At 72.0% G+C, this 18,453-nt stretch carries 13 protein-coding genes and 5 pseudogenes; 9 read left to right on the forward strand and 9 right to left on the reverse strand.

The features are described from left to right. Positions 1-211: 211 nt before the first annotated feature. From ACWD1Z_RS34665 to ACWD1Z_RS34675, 3 genes and pseudogenes are all read right to left on the reverse strand, one after another. Positions 212-433: pseudogene (locus ACWD1Z_RS34665) on the reverse strand (transposase); the annotation flags it as partial. A 269-nt stretch (positions 434-702) separates the two neighbouring features. Beyond that, positions 703-1,751: pseudogene (locus ACWD1Z_RS34670) on the reverse strand (DUF6745 domain-containing protein). Positions 1,752-1,780: 29 nt separating this feature from the next. Next, complete coding sequence (locus tag ACWD1Z_RS34675; protein ID WP_451124449.1) at positions 1,781-2,107, reverse strand: hypothetical protein; 327 nt, start codon at positions 2,105-2,107, stop codon at positions 1,781-1,783. A 216-nt stretch (positions 2,108-2,323) separates the two neighbouring features. Here ACWD1Z_RS34675 and ACWD1Z_RS34680 point away from each other — a divergent pair, with 216 nt between their 5' ends. From ACWD1Z_RS34680 to ACWD1Z_RS34700, 5 genes are read left to right on the forward strand one after another with little or no spacing between them, the layout of a single operon-like run. Beyond that, positions 2,324-3,283 carry an STM4015 family protein gene (locus ACWD1Z_RS34680; protein WP_451124451.1) on the forward strand — a complete coding sequence of 320 codons (960 nt, stop codon included), beginning with the start codon at positions 2,324-2,326 and terminating at the stop codon, positions 3,281-3,283. Positions 3,284-3,294: 11 nt separating this feature from the next. After that, positions 3,295-4,488, forward strand: a complete 1,194-nt coding sequence (locus tag ACWD1Z_RS34685) for an STM4014 family protein (RefSeq protein ID WP_451124453.1) — start codon at positions 3,295-3,297, stop codon at positions 4,486-4,488. 11 nt (positions 4,489-4,499) lie between these two features. After that, complete coding sequence (locus ACWD1Z_RS34690; RefSeq protein WP_451124473.1) at positions 4,500-5,315, forward strand: STM4013/SEN3800 family hydrolase; 816 nt, start codon at positions 4,500-4,502, stop codon at positions 5,313-5,315. Further along, entirely contained in the window at positions 5,312-6,679 is a 1,368-nt protein-coding gene (locus tag ACWD1Z_RS34695) for an STM4012 family radical SAM protein (protein WP_451124455.1), read from the forward strand. The genes ACWD1Z_RS34690 and ACWD1Z_RS34695 overlap by 4 nt, the downstream gene beginning before the upstream one ends. Positions 6,680-6,689: 10 nt before the next feature. Next, positions 6,690-7,550, forward strand: a complete 861-nt coding sequence (locus ACWD1Z_RS34700; protein ID WP_451124457.1) for an STM4011 family radical SAM protein — start codon at positions 6,690-6,692, stop codon at positions 7,548-7,550. A 67-nt stretch (positions 7,551-7,617) separates the two neighbouring features. On the opposite strand, the pseudogene ACWD1Z_RS34705 reads toward ACWD1Z_RS34700, so the two are convergent. Continuing rightward, positions 7,618-7,833 (reverse strand): annotated as a pseudogene (locus ACWD1Z_RS34705) (transposase family protein); the annotation flags it as partial. Between the two features lie 257 nt (positions 7,834-8,090). Here ACWD1Z_RS34705 and ACWD1Z_RS34710 point away from each other — a divergent pair. After that, positions 8,091-10,409 (forward strand): Ig-like domain-containing protein, encoded by a 2,319-nt coding sequence (locus ACWD1Z_RS34710; protein ID WP_451124459.1) that lies wholly within the window; start codon positions 8,091-8,093, stop codon positions 10,407-10,409. A gap of 451 nt (positions 10,410-10,860) precedes the next feature. Here ACWD1Z_RS34710 and ACWD1Z_RS34715 read toward each other — a convergent pair whose 3' ends face one another. Beyond that, complete coding sequence (locus tag ACWD1Z_RS34715) at positions 10,861-10,983, reverse strand: hypothetical protein (protein ID WP_451124461.1); 123 nt, start codon at positions 10,981-10,983, stop codon at positions 10,861-10,863. A gap of 36 nt (positions 10,984-11,019) precedes the next feature. Here ACWD1Z_RS34715 and ACWD1Z_RS34720 point away from each other — a divergent pair. The 3 genes and pseudogenes from ACWD1Z_RS34720 to ACWD1Z_RS34730 all read left to right on the forward strand — a co-directional run. Next, positions 11,020-11,366, forward strand: a pseudogene (locus ACWD1Z_RS34720) (transposase); the annotation flags it as partial. A gap of 234 nt (positions 11,367-11,600) precedes the next feature. Next, complete coding sequence (locus ACWD1Z_RS34725) at positions 11,601-12,551, forward strand: LysR substrate-binding domain-containing protein (RefSeq protein WP_451124463.1); 951 nt, start codon at positions 11,601-11,603, stop codon at positions 12,549-12,551. Positions 12,552-12,683: 132 nt separating this feature from the next. After that, entirely contained in the window at positions 12,684-14,036 is a 1,353-nt protein-coding gene (locus ACWD1Z_RS34730) for an alpha-lytic protease prodomain-containing protein (protein ID WP_451124465.1), read from the forward strand. Positions 14,037-14,372: 336 nt separating this feature from the next. Here ACWD1Z_RS34730 and ACWD1Z_RS34735 read toward each other — a convergent pair whose 3' ends face one another. From ACWD1Z_RS34735 to ACWD1Z_RS34750, 4 genes and pseudogenes are all read right to left on the reverse strand, one after another. Beyond that, entirely contained in the window at positions 14,373-14,597 is a 225-nt protein-coding gene (locus ACWD1Z_RS34735; RefSeq protein ID WP_451124467.1) for a hypothetical protein, read from the reverse strand. 1,275 nt (positions 14,598-15,872) lie between these two features. Further along, on the reverse strand, positions 15,873-17,294 hold the full coding sequence (locus tag ACWD1Z_RS34740; protein ID WP_451124469.1) for a hypothetical protein: 1,422 nt from the start codon (positions 17,292-17,294) through the stop codon (positions 15,873-15,875). Positions 17,295-17,569: 275 nt separating this feature from the next. Then, complete coding sequence (locus ACWD1Z_RS34745) at positions 17,570-17,881, reverse strand: hypothetical protein (RefSeq protein ID WP_451124471.1); 312 nt, start codon at positions 17,879-17,881, stop codon at positions 17,570-17,572. Between the two features lie 392 nt (positions 17,882-18,273). Continuing rightward, positions 18,274-18,453: pseudogene (locus ACWD1Z_RS34750) on the reverse strand (IS630 family transposase); the annotation flags it as partial.

Here is an 18,453-nt window from a genome sequence, read left to right on the forward strand (position 1 = left end):
CGATACGAGAAACTCGCCGTCCGCTACGAGGCGACTGTGCTGGTCGCAGCCATCAACGAGTGGCTGTGACCAGCACTTTCGCAACACGCCCTAGTAGTGCTTCGTTAGGTTCTCGTTCTGGTTCTGGTGGTGAGTGGGGGGCCGCGGGTGGTGCAGGTGCCGGTCCAGCACCGCAGCAGGTCCTGAAGGGTGTCGAGGACTTGGTAGAGGGTCAGGCCTGCGTTTGGGCTTTTGGGTCGTAGCGCCGCAGGGTCAGGAAGGCCTGGGCAGCGGTGACGAGGGTGACGTGGTGGTGCCAGCCGCGCCAGATGCGGCCCTCGAAGTGGTCCAGGCCCAGACCGTGCTTGAGCTCGCGGTAATCGTGTTCGATCCGCCAGCGCATCTTCGCCAACCGCACCAGGTCAGCGGCCGGTGTGGTGGCGGGCAGGTTCGATGGCGCGTGCCGCGGGCGAGAAGGTGCGGACCGGGTACGATCCCGCGGCCGTGACATACACATGGGAGCTGCGCGGGTCCGCTGGTCCATCGCCGTCGATGGGGGGACCGTGACGGAGGGGACGCTCTCCGAGGGCAGTCGGCAGCAGGCGCTGAGCGGGGACCTGCCCTCCGACGCCTCACGCCTCACGCCTCACGGTGACGGCCGAGCGTACGGACACGGCGTCCTGCACAGCCGACCTCAGCCGGGGCGGCTTCTGAGGACCGACCTCAGGTCTCCCTCAGCGGCGCGTACGACTCCGTCCCGATGCCGAAGGTCCAGGCGACACCCTCCTTCGCGGTCCGGGTCGACGGGGGCACCCTGAGCCAGTAGGTGCGCCGGGTCCCGTCGGGCTCCGGTGTCGAGTTGAGGACCTCGACCATGACGACCGGCTCGTCCGCGGGCAGCTCGATCCGCCACAGGGTGCCCGTCTCGTCCTGGTGGAGGTGACGGGCGCCGGAGTCGGTGAGGTAGCGGTCGTAGCCGTAGTACTCCAGCATCACGCGCCGCAGTTCCGCGTTCTCCTCCGCGCGGATACGGCTCGGGGTCAGCGAGCGCAGTTCGGCGAGGAAGTCGGCCGGCACCGGCATGCCGCGCCAGGCGTGCAGGGCGAAGCCGTCGGGGTAGGCGAGGGCGGGGCCGTCGCCGTTGTCGAGTCGGCCGGCCTCGTCGCGGTGGAGTTCCACGGGGCGTTCCGACACCACCGCGACACGGGCGAACGGCCACCACCAGCCCGCGCCGGCGCACACCTCGGTCAGTGCGCCGAGCGGGCCGTCGTCGGCGGGGAACGCGGCCAGCCAGGGGGTGCGTCGTGCTGGCCGAGCACCGCGTCCAGGAGTAGCACCCGCACCTCGGCGGCCTCCTTGCCGGTGTCCCGTCCGACCAGATCCTGGAGCACTCCGGCTCTGATCCGGTCCACCAGGGCCTGGGTGGACTCCCACAGCCGTCCGCCGGTCGCCGCCCAGTGCGCGGACCAGCCCTCGGCCCCCAACTCGTCGTGCAGGCGGCGGCGTTCTCGTGCCCACGGGGCGCTGCGGACCTCCTCGCGGACGCTGGGGCCGCGGTTGGTGAGCTGCCGGATCAGGGTGACGGCCGCGCGCGGAGAGTCCGCCCACAGCACGGTCTCCGGTTCGGCCAGTCCGGCCTGCCGGTAGGCGAGCCGTACGGCCTGTTCGGCGCGGGCCCGGTCGGCGGGGACGGTGGCCGTGGCGCGGGCGCGCCAGGCGCCCAGCCCGTCGGTGCCGCCGTCGGTCTCGATGGTCGTCATCTGCCCCTCCATGAGGTTGCGCTGTTCCACGTCAGTCGGCGTCAGTCGGCGACGATGCGGACCGAGCCCGGCACGTACTCCCGCTGTCTGATCACCCGGTACCAGCCGACGGGCAGCGCGATCGGCGCGTGCTCCTCGTGCACCACCCGGCCACCCTGCGGAAGGTGTGCCAGCAGCGGACCGAACGGTCCGGGCTCACGCACCAACTCGCCCGGTCCCACGACCGCGTGGGCGTGCCCGGTCACCTCGCCGAGCGCCAGCACCAGCCGGCCGCGTGCGTCACGCCGCTCCCTGGGCGCGTGCGCCACGTGGTCCGGCACCGCGCTCTCCTCCACGGGCACGATCAGCACGTCTCCCTGCCGGTACATGGCTGTCCCCTCACCGCCGGGTGCACCGCGCACCGGCCTCATGACCACGACCGTAGAGGCCGCCACTGACAACGCCCCCGCCTCCGGCCCTCGAAGCGGGCCCTCCGTGTGGCGCTGTCAGTGGCGGTTGGTAGAACTGCGGCATCACGGACCGCACGCCTCTTTCCGCCTGCGGCATCACGGACCGCACACCTCTTTCGCCTCGGGAGCAGCCGCATGACCATCGGTGACCACCTGCAAGAGCTGTATCGGCTGCCCGCGTTCGCCTTCCCCGGCCCGGGCGCCCCGACGGACAAGCTGCCCGAGCCGGAGTCCGTCGCCTGGCGGATCGCCGCCGACGTGTACGACGCCGACGAGGACTGGCCGGCGGCCTTCGCCCGTTTCTGCGAGGCCGTCGACACCACCCGGGTGCGTGCGCTGATCGTCGGCGCTTGGGAGGAGGCATACGACAGTGACTCCTCCGAGGTCATCGAGGCGCTGCTCGCCGCCCGGGACCGGCTGCCCGCGCTGCGCGCGCTGTTCCTGGGCGACCTGGTGATGGAGGAGTGCGAGATCTCCTGGATCAACCAGACCGACGTCACCCCACTGCTGGCCGGTTTCCCCGGGTTGGAGGAGTTCGGGGTGCGCGGCGGTTCGGGTCTGGGGTTCGACGCGCTGCGCCACGAGGGGCTGCGCCGGCTGGTGGTGGAGAGCGGCGGTCTGCCCGCCCGGGTGGTGCGGGGCATCGGCGCGAGCGACCTGCCCGCCTTGGTCCACCTCGACCTGTGGCTGGGCACCCCCGACTACGGCGGCGACAGCGAGGCCGCCGACCTGGAGCCGCTGCTGTCCGGCGCACGGCTGCCGAACCTGCGTCACCTGGCGCTGCGCAACAGCGAGATGCAGGACGCGGTGGCCGCGGCCGTCGCAGCCGCGCCGGTCGTGGCACGTCTTGAGGTGCTGGACCTGTCCATGGGCGTGTTGACCGACGAGGGCGCCGTGGCACTGCTGAGCGGGCAGCCGCTGTCCCACCTGAAGAAGCTGGACCTGCACCACCACTACCTCAGCCAGGCGGTCGAGGAGCGGGTGCGCCAGACGCTGGAGACGGCCGGCGTGGAGGTGAACCTCGACCGGGACGACGCGGAGGAGGACACCGAGGACGACGGCACGGTCTGGCGCTACGTCGCCGTGGGCGAGTGAGCGGGGGCGGCGTGGATCCCGCGGACGGTGTGCGCTTCGCGGTGGTCGGAAACCCCGGCAACCGGCGGGTGTCGCTGTTCGCCGACGCGGTGCGCGCCGCCGGCCTGCCCGGTCCACGGGTGGTGCCGTGGGCGGACGTCCTCGGCGCGGGGGGAGCGGCCTTCGCGCCCGAGGAGTACGTGCGGGTCGACTCCCCTGGTGAGGAGCCCGAGGTGGACCGCATGCTGCGGGGCGCCCTCGAGCCCACCCGGGTGGAGGGTTCGGCGCGCTGGTACGCCGGGTTCACGGCCGCGTTGCGCGGACTGCGCGGCGGGGTGCGGCTGGATGATCCGGGCGAGCTGGCCGTGCTGTTCGACAAGCGCCGCTGCCACGCCGTACTGGACGCGGCGGGGGTACCCGTGCCCTCCTCCCCGACCTCTGGGCCGGAGGGCGCGCCGGTGCGCGGCTGGGACGACGTACGGGCGCTGATGCGCGAGCACCGGATGTCACGGCTCTTCGTCAAGCCCGCCCATGGTTCGTCGGCGTCCGGGGTCCTCGCCGTGGAGGCGGGCGGCGGGCGGATCAGGGCGACGACCTCCGTCGAGCTGACCGAGGACGGCCGGCTGCACAACTCCCTGAAGGTGCGCCGCTACGAGCGGGAGCGGGACGTCGCGGCGGTCGTGGACGCCCTGGCGCCCGACGGGCTGCATCTGGAACGGTGGGTGCCCAAGGCGTCCCAGAAGGGCCGGGCCGCGGATCTCCGGGTGGTCGTGGTGGGCGGGCGGGCGACCCACGCCGTCGTGCGCACCAGCCGTACGCCGTTGACCAACCTCCATCTGGGCGGCCGCCGCGGTGATCTTGACGCGGCCCGTGATGCCGTCACGGCGGCGGGCGGGAGCTGGTCCGAGGTCCTGGTGGTGTGCGAGCGGGCCGCCGCCTGCTTCCCGCGCACCTTGTGTGTCGGCGTGGACCTGCTGCCTGCCGTCGGCTGGCGCCGGTCGTTCGTCGGCGAGGTCAACGCCTTCGGCGACCTGCTGCCGGGTCTGACCGGCCTGCCGGGCAGTGGCGCCGAGGGGCTGGACACCTACGGCGCGCAGGTGGCGGCGGTCCTGCGTGCCCGAGCCCGGCCCCAGGGCACCTGGCTCGGCGCGCTGCGCACCCCGGCCCGGCCGCTGTGCGACACCCCAGCCGCACCCGTACTCGTATCGAACAGGAACACCGCATGACCGAGCCTGACATGAACGACGTCGTCGGCGATCACGACATCCTCCTCGTCACCCTGGACACCCTGCGCCACGACGTGGCCGAGGAGCTGACGGCCGCGGGCCGCATCCCGCATCTGGCGAGCCGGCTGCCCGGCGGCCGCTGGGAGAAGCGGCACGCGCCGGGCAGTTTCACCTACGCCTCCCACCAGGCGATCTTCGCCGGTTTCCTGCCCACTCCGGCCGCTCCGGGTCCGCACCCCCGGCTGTTCGCGGCGACGTTCGCGGGCAGTGAGACCACCGCGGACGGCACGTTCGTCTACGACACGCCCGACTTGGTCGGTGGGCTGGCGAAGGCCGGCTACCGCACGGCGTGCATCGGCGGCGTGGGCTTCTTCAACAAGCAGGGCCCGCTCGGCTCGGTGCTGCCGGGCCTGTTCCAGGAGTCCCACTGGGAGCCGGAGTTCGGCGTCACCTCGCCCCGGTCCTTCGAGAGGCAGGTCGACCGCGCCGAGCGGATCGTCGCCGGACTTCCCGCCGAGCAGCGGCTGTTCCTCTTCGTGAACGTGTCCGCGCTGCACCAGCCGAACTGGTTCCATCTGCCCGGCGCCACCCGCGAGGCGGGCGACACCCGCGCCACCCACGCCGCGGCCCTGGAGTACGTCGACCGGCACATCGGCCGCCTCTTCGACGCCATGCGTTCCCGGCGGCGCTGCTTCGCGATCGTCTGCTCCGACCACGGCACCGCCTACGGCGACGACGGCTACACCGGCCACCGCCTGGGGCACGAGTCCGTGTGGACCGTGCCCTACGCCCACTTCTTCCTCGACCCCGCCGAGGCCACCCGATGAGCACCAGCCTGACGACCCCCGCCGCAACGAGTGCCGCGGCCCCGTCGACGAGTCCGTACCAGCACTACGTGTACGCCTACCCGCATAAGACCGCCTACCGTCCGCTGGACGACCGACCAGCGCTGAGCGACGTGTGGGCGAGGGAGGACAAGAGCGCGCTCTCGCTCTACCTGCACATCCCGTTCTGCGAGGTGCGCTGCGGGTTCTGCAACCTCTTCACCCGCATCGGCGCCCCCGACGGCCTGATCGGCGCCTACCTGGACGCGCTGGAGCGGCAGGCCGGGGCGGTACGCGAGGCCCTCGGCGACGGCATCCGGTTCGCCACGGCGGCGTTCGGCGGCGGCACCCCCACCTTCCTGACTGCGCGGGAGCTGGAGCGGCTCTGCGACATCGCCGAGCACGGGATGGCCGCCGATCTGCGCGCCGTCCCGCTGTCGGTGGAGGCCTCGCCCGCCACGGCCACCGCCGACCGGCTCGCCGTCCTGGGGGAGCGCGGCACGACGCGGCTGAGCTTGGGCGTGCAGAGTTTCGTCGACTCCGAGGCGCGGGCCGCCGTACGCCCGCAGCGGCGCGCGGACGTCGAGGCCGCGCTCGGCCGCATCCGCGACACGGCCGTCCCGGTGCTGAACATCGACCTCATCTACGGCATCGACGGCCAGACCGAGCGGACCTGGCTGCGCTCGCTGGACGCGGCGCTCGCCTGGCGGCCCGAGGAGCTGTACCTCTACCCGCTCTACATCCGTCCCCTGACCGGCCTGAACCGCCACCGCCCGGACGCGGGCGGCCCCGACCCCGCGTGGGACGAGCAGCGGCTGCGCCTGTACCGCGCGGGCCGCGACCATCTGCTGGCCCAGGGGTACGTCCAGCAGTCGATGCGGATGTTCCGCCGGGCCGACGCGCCGCCCCAGGGCGCGGACGACTACGCCTGCCAGACGGACGGCATGATCGGCCTCGGTTGCGGAGCCCGCTCGTACACCTCCGCGCTGCACTACTCGTTCGACTACGCCGTGGGCATGCACGAGATCCGCGGGATCATCGACGACTACGTCGCCACCACCGACTTCGGCCACGCAGCGGTGGGTTACCGCGTCGACGGCCCCGAGGCGCGCCGCCGGCATCTGCTGCAGTCCCTCCTCCAGGCGGACGGCCTGGACACCGGCGACTACCGGGCCCGGTTCGGCGCCGAGCCTGGCGACGACTTCGGTGCCGAACTCGACGGCCTCGCCGCACAGGGCTGGCTGGCGGACCCCACCGCCACCCGCCTGCGACTGACCCCCGAGGGACTCGCGCATTCCGACGCCGTCGGACCGCTGCTGTTCTCTCCCGCCGTGCGCGCCGCCATGGCCGCCTACGAGCGCAAGTGAGCGGTCCGTCATGGATCTGACCGTCCTGTACCGGGGCCCGCTCGCCTCCTGCGACTACGACTGCCCCTACTGCCCGTTCGCCAAGCGGCGGGACTCCACCTCCCAGCTCCGCGCCGACCGGGCCGCCCTGCACCGCTTCGCCGACTGGGCCACCCGGCAGAGAGAGGACCGCCTGTCCCTGCTGTTCACCCCGTGGGGCGAGGGTCTGGTCCGCTCCTGGTACCGCGAGACCCTCGCCGACCTGTCCCACCTGCCGCACATCCGGCGCGTCGCGATCCAGACCAACCTGAGCTGCCGCACCGACTGGCTCGACACGGCCGACCGCGACACGCTCGCCCTGTGGTGCACCTACCACCCGGGCCAGACGCCCTACGACCGGTTCCTCGCCAAGTGCCGCGACCTCGCCGAACGCGGCGTCCGCTACAGCGTCGGCGTGGTCGGCCTGCCCGACCACCTCCCGGCCGCCCGCCGTCTGCGCGACGACCTCCCCGACCACGTCTACCTGTGGATCAACGCGGCGGAAGGGCACACCTACCGGGACTCCGAGGCCGAGGAGTGGACCGCGCTGGACCCGCTGTTCCCCTACAGCCGCACCCCGCACACCAGCGCCGGACTGCCCTGCCGCACCGGCGAGTCCGTGATCTCCGTCGATGGCGAAGGCACCGTGCGCCGCTGCCACTTCGTCCGCGCCGAGCTCGGCAACCTGTACGACGGCACCTACCGCGCCGCCCTGCGCCCGCGCCCGTGTCCGCTGGTCGTGTGCGACTGCCACATCGGCTACGTTCACCTGGAGACTCTGCCGCTGTACGACGTCTTCGCAGGCGGCGTGCTGGAGAGAATCCCGCCTGCCGTGCCACGGAAGGGCAGGTAGGGCTCCGTCCCGCCACCAGGATCGCCACGCGCGACGACCGCACTGCGAGGTGCTGTGCGCCAGTAAGAACGCCTGGTCGTCGCGGCCGGCGCGCGGGCGAGACGGCCAGCAGCGGTGCGAGATGGTCCAAGACACGGTCGGCCGCGGACTTCGAGACTCCGCACAACCACGCCATGTGCCGCAACGTGAGGTTCGTGCGCCGGTACGTGGCCACCAGCAACACCCGGACCCCAAGCGAAAGCCGCCACGGCCGACCACGCTGAACGTCGCCGCCTCGGCGCCGTTGGGGTGCCCGGGCAGTACGCAGCGATGAAGCTCCCGGCGGAAGGGGGCGGCGCCCCAACCACCCGCTGGCTGGCGGGAATTTCGCCGTGGCCGCCCACGACCACCCGCTGCGGCCGGTGAACACCGGACACAGCCCACAACCCTCAGGAGCGGCACGGGGCGGCGGTGCCGCTTGGGTGTCCGCGTCGGCGGGCAGGATGCCTTGCCATGTCCTCGGCAAGACAGCCAGTCCTTGGCAAGACGGAGGGGGAGATCATGACCACGATACGTACCCGAAGACGCCTACGGTCGTCGACCGGTCACCGGCCGCGCCTCGCGGCGCTCTCGGCGGTCCTTGCGAGTCTCGCCATGGCGCTGGGGGCGGCGCCCGGACCGGCGCGGGCCGACACCGCGTTCACCGCGCGTGTCGACTTCGGTACGGCGGCCACCGTGCCGGTCACCGGCCACCTGCTCGACTACGGGCAGGCGTACGGCGCCCGCACCGGCCCGCACCAGGGAACCGGCCTCACCTACGGCTGGACGCGGACCGACGCCGCCACACCGCTCGACCTCATCGGCAACGGCCGTGACCGGGGATCAGCCGAGCCCGACCGGCTGCGGGCCACCCTCATGCACATGCAACTGCCCGCTGGATCCCCCGGGGTGACCACGCCCGGCCGGTGGGAGATCGCGGTCCCGGACGGCACCTACTCCGTCACCGTCACGGTCGGGGACGCCGCCCACACCAACAGCGTCCACGCCCTCCAGGTCGAGGACCAGAACGCGGTCGACGGCTTCGTCCCGACCACCGCCACCCGGTACGCGACCCGCACCGTCACGCCCACCGTGACCGACGGACGGCTCACCGTCAGCCCCGCGACCGGCACCAACACCAAGATCACGCACCTGGCGATCGTGCCGGTCGCCGACGCCGCCACCCGTCCCGCCGTGCGTACCGTGACCCCCGCCAACACCGCGACGGGCGCCCCGCCCACCGGCAGCGTCGTCGCGGACCTCCGCCTCGTCGGCGGCGGCGTCGACGCCGCCACGCTCACCTCCTCCACCGTCACGCTCACCGAGGCCGCGACCGGCACCCCCGTCGCCGCCCGCGTCGTCACCAGCGGCGGCGGTGACGTCGTCAACCTGTCACCCACCGCCGGGCTGAAGCCGCACACCCGCTACCGGTTCGCCGTCACCGGCGGCGTCAAGGACGTGGACGGCCGAAGCTTCCTCCCCTGGCAGTCGGTGTTCACCACCGGAGCGGAAACGGGCGGCGGCACCGTCGCGTTCGACAAAGTCACCGGCGTGGCCTCCGGCCGGAGCTTCACCTCCGTCGTGAAGGGACCGGACGGCAGGCTGTACGCGGCCACCCTCGACGGCTACATCATGCGGTACGCCATCGCCGCCGACGGCACCCTCACCGACGGCCGGGCGATCACCACCGTCCGGGACGACGCCGCCGCGCGCGGCCTGCCGGGCGCGCCGGCCCGCACCGTCATCGGCATGGCCTTCGCCCCGGCCTCGACGGCCAGCGCCCCCGTGCTGTGGATCTCCTCCAACACCATGTATCCGGGCGGCACCCCCGCCGAGCCGGACTGGTCCAGCGCCATCGGCCGCCTCAGCGGCCCCGACCTGTCCGTGTACACCGAGATCGTCAGCCGCCTGCCGCGGTCGGTGAAGGACCACGAGACCAACTCCCTCGCGTTCGGCCCGGACGGCGCCCTCTACGTGAGCCAGGGAGCCAACAACGCCATGGGCGCCCCCGACCCGGTCTGGGCCAACCGGCCCGAACGCCTGCTCAGCGCCGCCATCCTGCGCCTCGACCCGGCGAAGCTCCCCGCCGCGCTGCCGCTCGACGTGCGGACCGAGAGCCCCGGCACCTACGACCCCTACGCCCCCGGCGCCCCGCTGACGCTGTACGCCACCGGCGTGCGCAACGCCTTCGACCTCGTGTGGCACAGCAACGGGCACCTGTACACCCCGACCAACGGCTCGGCAGCCGGGGGCAACACCCCCGCCACGCCGTCGCCGTTGCCCGGCTCCTGCGCGCGCCGGATCGACGCGGCCGCGCACGGCACCTACACCGGACCGCCCGTCCCGGCGATCACCTCGAACCGCGCCGCCGAGACGGACTACGTCTTCGACGTCGAGCGGGGCCGCTACTACGGACATCCGAACCCGGCCCGCTGCGAATGGGTACTGGCAGGCGGCAACCCGACGTCCGGCACCGACCCGTTCGAGACCGCCGACTACCCCGTGGGCACCCTCCCCGACCGCAACCTCGACCTCGCGGGCATGTACGACGCGGGCCTGCACGCCTCCGCGAACGGCGTCGTCGAGTACCGGGGCGGCGCCTTCGGGGGTGCGCTGCGCGGCAGTCTCCTCGTGGTCCGCTACAGCAGCGGCCAGGACATCGAGGTCTTCGGCGCCGACGCGCAGGGCAGGCTCTCCGCGCCGACGCGGGGCATCACCGGGTTCACCGGCTTCCAGCAGCCGCTGGATGTCACCGAGGACACCGCTACCGGCAACCTGTACGTGACGGAGCTCGGCGCCTCCCGGATCACCCTGCTGAGGCCGCGCGCGAGCACGGGCTGACGCGAAGGGTGCGGTCCCCGGCCTTCGCGCCGGGGAGCGCACCCTTTGCCCGGGGCAGGTGTGAAAGAGGAAGGATGCCTTGCCCCGCGGTCTGACGACCAGCCCCGCCGCGCTCGCCCAGGAGGGGGTCGCACCGAGAGGCGGCTGAACGCTGGGCTGGACGGTTGCCCCAAGCGGGGAACCGAAAGCCGGCACCCCCCCCACACCGGACACCACCAGTTCGCAGGCTGGGCCCGGTGGGCAAGCCCACCCCGGACGCCCTGGACAGGCTCAGACCGACCAACCACGACGCTCCGTCAGTTTTGCTGCGACAGCGGCAGCCACACCGCCCCCACCTCTCAGATGCGGCAGAAAACCCCATCCCGCTCCATGACGTCGTAGATCAGCCACCCAGGTGCGAAGCGATGGGACAAGCGGACTCACCGGCCATCGCCGCCCAGAACGGCATCAGTCAACGCGGACAGTGCGGTCCATCCGAAAGCCGGCGCCGCGCATCCTTCTCGATGATGCGGTTGTACAGGTAGAAGCAGCCCAGCGCCTTGCCGTCCTCCTCGTTCTGTGTTCCGTCGTACATGCGGCGGCTGAAGTCTCAGCCGCTGTGCTTGGCGCCCTGCCAGCCCAGTCCGCGCCTGAGTGGGAGTTGATCGGCCCGTTCCTGCCGATAGGCAGGTCCGGCCCGTATCCGAGCATCTGCGGGAGCAGTTCGAGGGCGTGATCTAGAAGTTCCGCTCGGGTGCCCAGTGGCGGGAGATGCCGCCGGAGTTCGGGGTCTGGCAGACCGTTTACGACCGCTTCCTCCGATGGCGTGACGTGGGTGTCTTCCAGGCGCTGATGGAAGGGATGATCGCCGAGGCGGCCAGGCGCGGACAGACGGACTTGTCCTTGGTCAGCGTGGACTCCACGGTCGCCCGCGCCCATCACGACGCCGCGGGTATGCGGGTCGGCGAGGAGATCCTGTGTATGGGGTGCGGTTGGGGTGTCTAGCGTTGGGTGGTGCCGGGGGGCGGATGTCCCGCCAATGTCCGTGTCAGGAGCCTGGCGTTCCCGGCAGGACGTGGTTCTGCGCATCGTCCGCCCGCCATGGCAGGCGCGGGCCTGTTCGGTGGCAGAACGTACCGAGCGAACCGGATGCCCGCAACTGGTCCATACCAGCGTCTTGCCCCTGCCTCGTCCGCCGAGCAAGCTCCCTGTATGGAGCTGGAGTTGCGGCATCTGAGGACCCTCCGCACGATCGCCGAGGCGGGTAGCCTCACCCGGGCGGCCACCGCGCTCGGGCTCGCCCAGCCCGCCCTGAGCGCGCAGCTCAAGCGCATCGAACGGGCCCTGGGCGGAGCCCTGTTCGAGCGGGGGCGGCACGGTGTGCGCGCCACCCCGCTCGGTGAACTGGTGCTGGAGCGCGCCCGGGTCGTCCTGCCGGCCGTCTCCGAGCTGCAGCGGGAGGCGACCCGGTTCGCGCGGGCCCGACAGGAGCCGGAGCGGTTGCGGCTCGGCGGCACGCACGGCCCGCTCCTCGGCGCGCTGGTCGACCGGCTCGCCGAGGCCGCCCCGGGCGCCACCGTCACCACCCGTGCCTCCTGGTCCGAGCGGGAGCTGGCCGAGCAACTGGCCGAAGGACTCCTCGACTTCGCCCTCACCGGCACCTGCGGCTCCGCCAGTCCACCCGGCGCCGGGCACCTCGTGTGGCAGGAGATCGCGGTGGACCCGGTCTTCGTCATGCTCGCCGACGGACACCCCCTCGCCTACGGGCCGGAGATCGGCCTGGCCGCCCTGGCCGACGAGGAGTGGGCCTGCGTCCCCGGTGACGGCTGCTTCGCCGAGTGCTTCACCGCCGCCTGCGCCCGCGCCGGCTTCAGCCCGCGCCGCATGTACGAGACGGACACCTCCTCCGTCGTCCACCTGGTGCAGGTCGGCCGGGCGGTCGGCCTGTGCCGGGCCTCCTTCCCCACCACGCCCGGCATCGCCACCCGCCCCCTGACCGGCGCCCCCCTGTTCTGGCGCCACCTGCTGGGCTGGCACCCGGCGACCCAGCAGCCCGGCACCGCGGCGACGGTCCTGGCCCAGGCCCGCACCGCCCACGCGAGTACGGCGGCCCGCAGCGCCACGTACACCAACTGGCTGGCCGAACGGTCCGGCCGGCCCTGACCGGCGGCCGGGCGCCCGCGTTCCATAACACCGCGGCAGGGGGTCGACTGACGTCTTATGCCCCCCGGACGGTCCTCCCTACGGTTTCGGCACGCTCCGCCCCACCGAAACCGACTCCGAGGAGACCTCCCCATGCTCCAACGACCCACCAGATTGGCCCGGGCCGCGGGCGCCGCCGCGGTGGCGGCCGGCGCGCTGCTCGTGGCCGGGCTCAGCGGCTCCGCGAGCGCAGGCACCGAACCCTCGTCCACCGCGGCGCCCACCTCCAGGGCCGCCGAGGCCCCGTCGGCACTCCTCCACGCCATGCAACGGGACCTCGGCATCGACTCCGGGCAGGCCCGGACCCGCCTCGCGAACGAGGCCGAGGCGGGCGCCACCGCCGGCCGGCTGCGCCTGGCGCTCGGCGACGACTTCGCGGGCGCCTGGGTGCGCGGCGCGGAGTCGGCCACCCTGACCGTGGCGACAACGGACGCCTCCGACGCCCGGGTGATCGAGGCGCGGGGCGCGACCGCGTCCGTCGTGCGCCACTCCCTCGCCGACCTGGACGCGGCCAAGGCCCGCCTGGACCGGGCGGCGGCACACCGGGCCACCACCGACACCCCCGTCTGGTACGTCGACGTGCGCACCAACGCGCTCGTGGTGGAGGCGGTACGTCCGGCCGCCGGGCGCGCCCTGCTCGCGGCGGCCGGGGTGGACGGCTCCCTCGCCCGCATCGAACGGTCGACCGCCCAGCCGCGTCCGCTGTACGACCTGCGGGGCGGCGACGCGTACTACATCAACGGCGGCTCGCGCTGCTCGGTCGGCTTCGCCGTCACCAAGGGCACCACGCATGGCTTCGCCACGGCGGGCCACTGCGGCCGGACCGGGAACAGCACCACCGGCTTCAACCGAGTGGCGCAGGGCACCTTCCAGGCATCGGTCTTCCCCGGCAACGACATGGCGTGGGTGGCGGCCAACTCCAACTGGACGCCGACCCCGAACGTCGCCGGATCCAGCGTCCAGGTCGCCGGTTCGACCCAGGCAGCGGTGGGCTCCTCCGTCTGCCGCTCCGGGTCCACCACGGGCTGGCACTGCGGCACGATCCAGCAGCTCAACACCAGCGTCACCTACCCGGAGGGCACCATCTCCGGAGTCACCCGCACCAGCGTGTGCGCCGAGCCGGGCGACTCCGGCGGCTCCTACATCTCCGGCAGCCAGGCCCAGGGCGTCACCTCGGGCGGCTCGGGCAACTGCAGGAGCGGCGGGACCACGTACTTCCAGCCGCTCAACCCGATCCTCCAGTCGTACGGCCTCACCCTGAAGACCACGACGAGCGGTCCCGGCGAGCCCGGGGAGCCCGGCGGCGGCACCTGGGTGGCCGGCACGGTCTACCAGGCCGGCGCCACGGTGACCTACGGCGGCGTCACCTACCGCTGCCTCCAGAACCACCAGGCCCAGACGGGGTGGGAGCCCCCGAACGTCCCGGCGCTGTGGCAGCGGGCGTGACCGCCTGACCGAGGGGAGCCGAGCCCGGGTGCGCCCTGACGCGCGCCCGGGCTCACCGTTCCCGGGCGGGGCGGGCTCGGTGGCGATCACCCGCTGCACCTGCCAGCGCGCCTCTTCCCAACCCCGCCGGTTCACTTCCCGGATGTCCTTGCCCTCCCGGGCCCGCTCGGAGTGCCGCCGGGCGACGAAGGACGGGGCTGTCCTCGCGGTGTACTGCGGCGTCACGGGGACGCGCCCGGCCCGGTTGCAGACCCCGGCGTCGGTCAACATGTCCTGGCAGGCCAGCCGGACTGCGGAGTCCAAAAGGCTCCTGTCGTCCGAATGGCCGGGGTCCCTTTACGCCTCCTTGACGAAAGCGTCGTGGGCGCGGAGCGGCCGGTCGTTCGCCCGGCCGAGCCGGAGCGCCTGACGGGCGGCGGTCACGTACTCCCCGCACACCGAACACAGGCCGTCGGTCAGCGGCTCCATGACATGCTCAACGACATCGAGGGCAAGCTCGGCGCCCCGACACTCACCGACTTTGGTGAGTAACTGAGCGAGCAGTCTCGGCAGGACGATCATGACCTGTTCCACTCTCCTCGGCCACGACTGCTTCGTCGTGCCACAGTGCAGGCGCTACCTCACCCGCCGAGGATGCCCGACGGAAGCAGCGTCGAGAGGGATGTAGCCGGGTGCCCCACGGCCAGCGAGCCGGCAACGGCGTTGAGAAGTTCAGCACCAGGCGTTGCAGTAGACGGGGCGGGAGTAGCCGCGGCCTGGGCGGCAGGAGCAGCCGTCAAAAGAGCAACGGCCATGACGGAGGCACACGCAATCTTCTTGATCATGTCGGGCTAAACGACTCGCATCCCCATGAGCAACGCCCATATCACCCGCTTGCCCCAGGCAGCCACCCGCAGCCGGCAGGACTCCGGGCTGCAACCTGCTGCCGTCGTACCTGAAGAGCTGGACCTGATGACGGGCCAACTTCCTGTGTAAAGGAGGCAGCATGGGTCGGGGCGTGCTCGCGCACGGGCCGGCCCAATCGGTGCAGCCGGATCACGATCAACGGCAGCAGGGCGGGGTAGCGGACCGACTGGCGCACCGCCTCCTGACGGATCCGCCCGTCGCGGTGGCAGAGGGCGAGTGCGAGCCGAGACTCGTCGAGCTGCGTCAGGCTGGCGGGCAGTAGGGCGCAGTGCTCCCACCCCGGCAAGAAATGCGGGCGGTGCCAAGCCGGCTCACGCACTCCTGCGTTCAGCGCGATCCAGTCAGCGGGGTCGGCGACATCAAGCGTGCTTTGAAGCGGCGCGCCCCCCGCAAGCCGCGTCGCTGCCGCTGTCCCGTCCTCGATGTCCTCAGACATTCCCGCCCCTCCAGCAGTCGTACCAGGTGATCGTAGGGGCGGGGTACGCGCAGGGCGCACGAAGTATGGCCCGCGATCGCCGAGGACCGCAGCCCGGCGTCCTGCCCACCAGAAGCCGAACGCGGTGACATCGACCCTGCTTCGCTTGCCGCTGGTGACAGGTAGCGCGCCGCATCGGTGACCACCACCGTGCTTTGTCCTATTGAAACCGCAGGCCAGCGGATGCCGATGGTGACAACTATCGCGCTCCGGCACACGCATGCATCACCTGGTCCTCGTCCGCATGCCGTCCGCCGGTACGCCCTGGCCGCGCCGGGGGTGTTCGGGATCGCTGGGTGGTGTTCGCCGAACACCACGGGACATCGCTGAGTACCGCCGAAGCGCCCCCGTCTCACGCGCGCTGCGGCCTGGTCGCCCTGCGGCCTGTGCTCGGAAGCCGCGGCCGGAACGCGGAACGGGCCCGCCCCGAGGGGGCGGGCCCGCACTGTCGTCGATCAGAGTTGGCCCCTTGGGTTCAGCACGATGGCGCCGGAGTCGTTGGCCGGGTTGCCCTCGTTGGGCATCGTGTACGCGAAGAACGCCCGGCCGGTGGCGTTCCTGATCACCTCGTCGATGCGGAGGCCGAAGGTGAAGGTGCGGGAGGCGTCCTCCAGGATCGGGGTGTCGACGAAGCAGAGGTAGTCGCCCTCGGCGCCCTCCCAGTCGGCGGCCTGGCAGCCCTCGGGGACCGTGGTGGCCGTGGTCCCCGGGGGAAGGTCGACCCAGAAGGAGATCGGTTCGCCGCCGGAGCGCAGCAGGGCGAGCCAGGCGGGGCCGTGGTTGGCGAAGCCGACGTCGACCGACACCGTCTCGCCCTTGCGGGCCCGCAGCCGCTCACCGGTCAGATCGAGGTCGAAGGTGTTCGTCGTCGGCAAGTCCGTCTCCGCGTACCGGGTGTAGCCCGTGGGGTCGGCGTCCGGCAGCCGCACCAGTTCCAGGTCGGGCCCGGCACCGGCCTGGTAGTCGCCCTCGGCCAGCAGGTCGGCCACCTGGTCGGCGGGCACCGCGCTGAAGGTGTAGAACATCGAGTCGTAGAGCGCGAAGCCGGCCGTCCCGATCGGGAACGGGGCGTTCAGCCCGTAGGCCGCGCCGCCGGCGAACTCGGTGTCGAAGACACACAGGGCCGTGGAGCGATCGAGCAGCTTGTCGGGGTCACGCGGGTCGTACCAGCAGTTGCCGTAGGTGCTGGGGAAGGAGAGGCCCCGGGTGCCGGAGATCTGCAGCACGACGCCCTTGCCACCGAGGCCGCCCAGGTTGCGGAAGCCCAGCGGCGCCTGGAAGGTGTCGCCGGCCCGGAAGCCCTCGGGCTCGGTCAGCTGCTTCATCTGCAGCTCGGGGCCGCCGACCAGCACGTCCACCGTGTGCCCGGTGAAGGCCAGGCCCTCGCCCGCGGCCGTGACCGTGATGGTGCCGAAGTCGCCCGCGGCGCTCTCGTCGGTCACGTCGAGTCTGATGCCGCCCAGGTCGTTGTAGTCCTGGCCGGCGTAGATCTCGTAGTCGCTGCAGGTCGCGACCAGCCCGTCGACGGAGCAGCCCTGCCACCCGCCCAGGCGGGAGAAGTCGACGGCGGCGACACCGGCCAGGGAGCTCGCGTCCACCGTGACCGTGTAATCGCCCTGGTGGATCGGATAGATGACTCCGTTCTCGTCCGGCACCGGCTCGCCGGGTGCCCGGAGTCCGAGCTCGATCTGCGGCTCACCCGGCTCGCCCGGCTCACCGGACTCCGGTTGCAGCGAAAGGTTCACGCTGCCAGGGCCGGTCACGGAGACCGGCAGCGGTTCCTCCTGGGCACTGGCCGGAACGGCGAGCGCCGTACCGGCCAGGGCGGCCAACGCGAACACTGAGATGGTCTGCCGCACCGCGGCGAGAGACGTCATGGGACCCCCGTGAGTCGAACATCCGGCGCCCCGGATCGGTGACGCCGTATGCATGACCCATGAGCCCGCTGTGAGGTTGCCCTGCTTTTCCGCCGACAACGCGAACGCCGGCGACACCACCGCGCGACAGCGTCGGACACCGACGCCCGACCCCCACGCCCGACCACGCGAACGGGACCGCCCCCACTGTCTACGGCTGCCGCGCCCACCGCGCGGCAGCCGGATTTCCCGTCACCGTTTCCGCAACCATTGGGAGGCTCGTGTGAGCACCCTGTTCAGGTGTCGATGCCGGTCACCGCTGTCGGGCCGAGCGGAGCCTGTTCCTCGTCGAAGCCGGCCTGGCGCAGGGCTGCAGCGGCCACCTGCTTGGCGTGCTGTTCCGCGCTGCGGCCGTCGTCAGCCTCTACCTCCAGACGGAGGCAGAACGTCCCGTCGTTATTGACGGTGAGGATGTCCAGGTCCTCGCTCTGGCCCAATGCCGTGTGCTGCGGGTCGGCCGGACGCAGCTGCTTCATGACAGAGGCCCGTTCGGCGTCGCTCACGTCACGCAGGAACGTGCCCGGAATGGTGATGACGAAGGTGGTCATGCCGACTCCCTATTTCCCGTGCCAGGCTTCGCGGCGATCCCGCAGAGCCACACACGCCTGTCGCATGTCGAGCTGGAGCGAAAACTCGTGGGACGCAGTGCGTTGTACGTCTGCGGCAGTGACCGAGCATTGTTCCTCGGCGCGGGCCAAGGCCAGTTCCGCAGCGCCCAGCGCCAAGGACTCCTGCCGCTGGGCGTCGCCGACCTGAGGGCTCTTCAGCGCGTACGGCACCTGGTGCCACAGCCCAGTGGCCGAACGCCCCGCCCCACCACTTTCCATAGGACCGAAATTCATCCTCACAGTCTGCCCCGCCACAGCCGAAAATCCCGGGCGAATGCCGCTAAGCACTGCCCCATGCCACGTCTTCTGTGCAGGAACGGGCAGGCCCTAATCTAGTGTCCTGCGCCAGAGATCCGTCGGCAGAGGCGGGCGAGGGAGTCGAGGATCTCTTCGGCGGTTTTGGTCCAGATGAACGGGTTGGGGTCTTCGTTCCAGTCTTTGACCCAGGCCCGGATGTCAGCCTCCAGGGCCTGGATGTTCTTGTGTGCCCCACGGCGGATCATCTGGTGGGC

Source organism: Streptomyces sp. NPDC002784 (assembly GCF_053592135.1).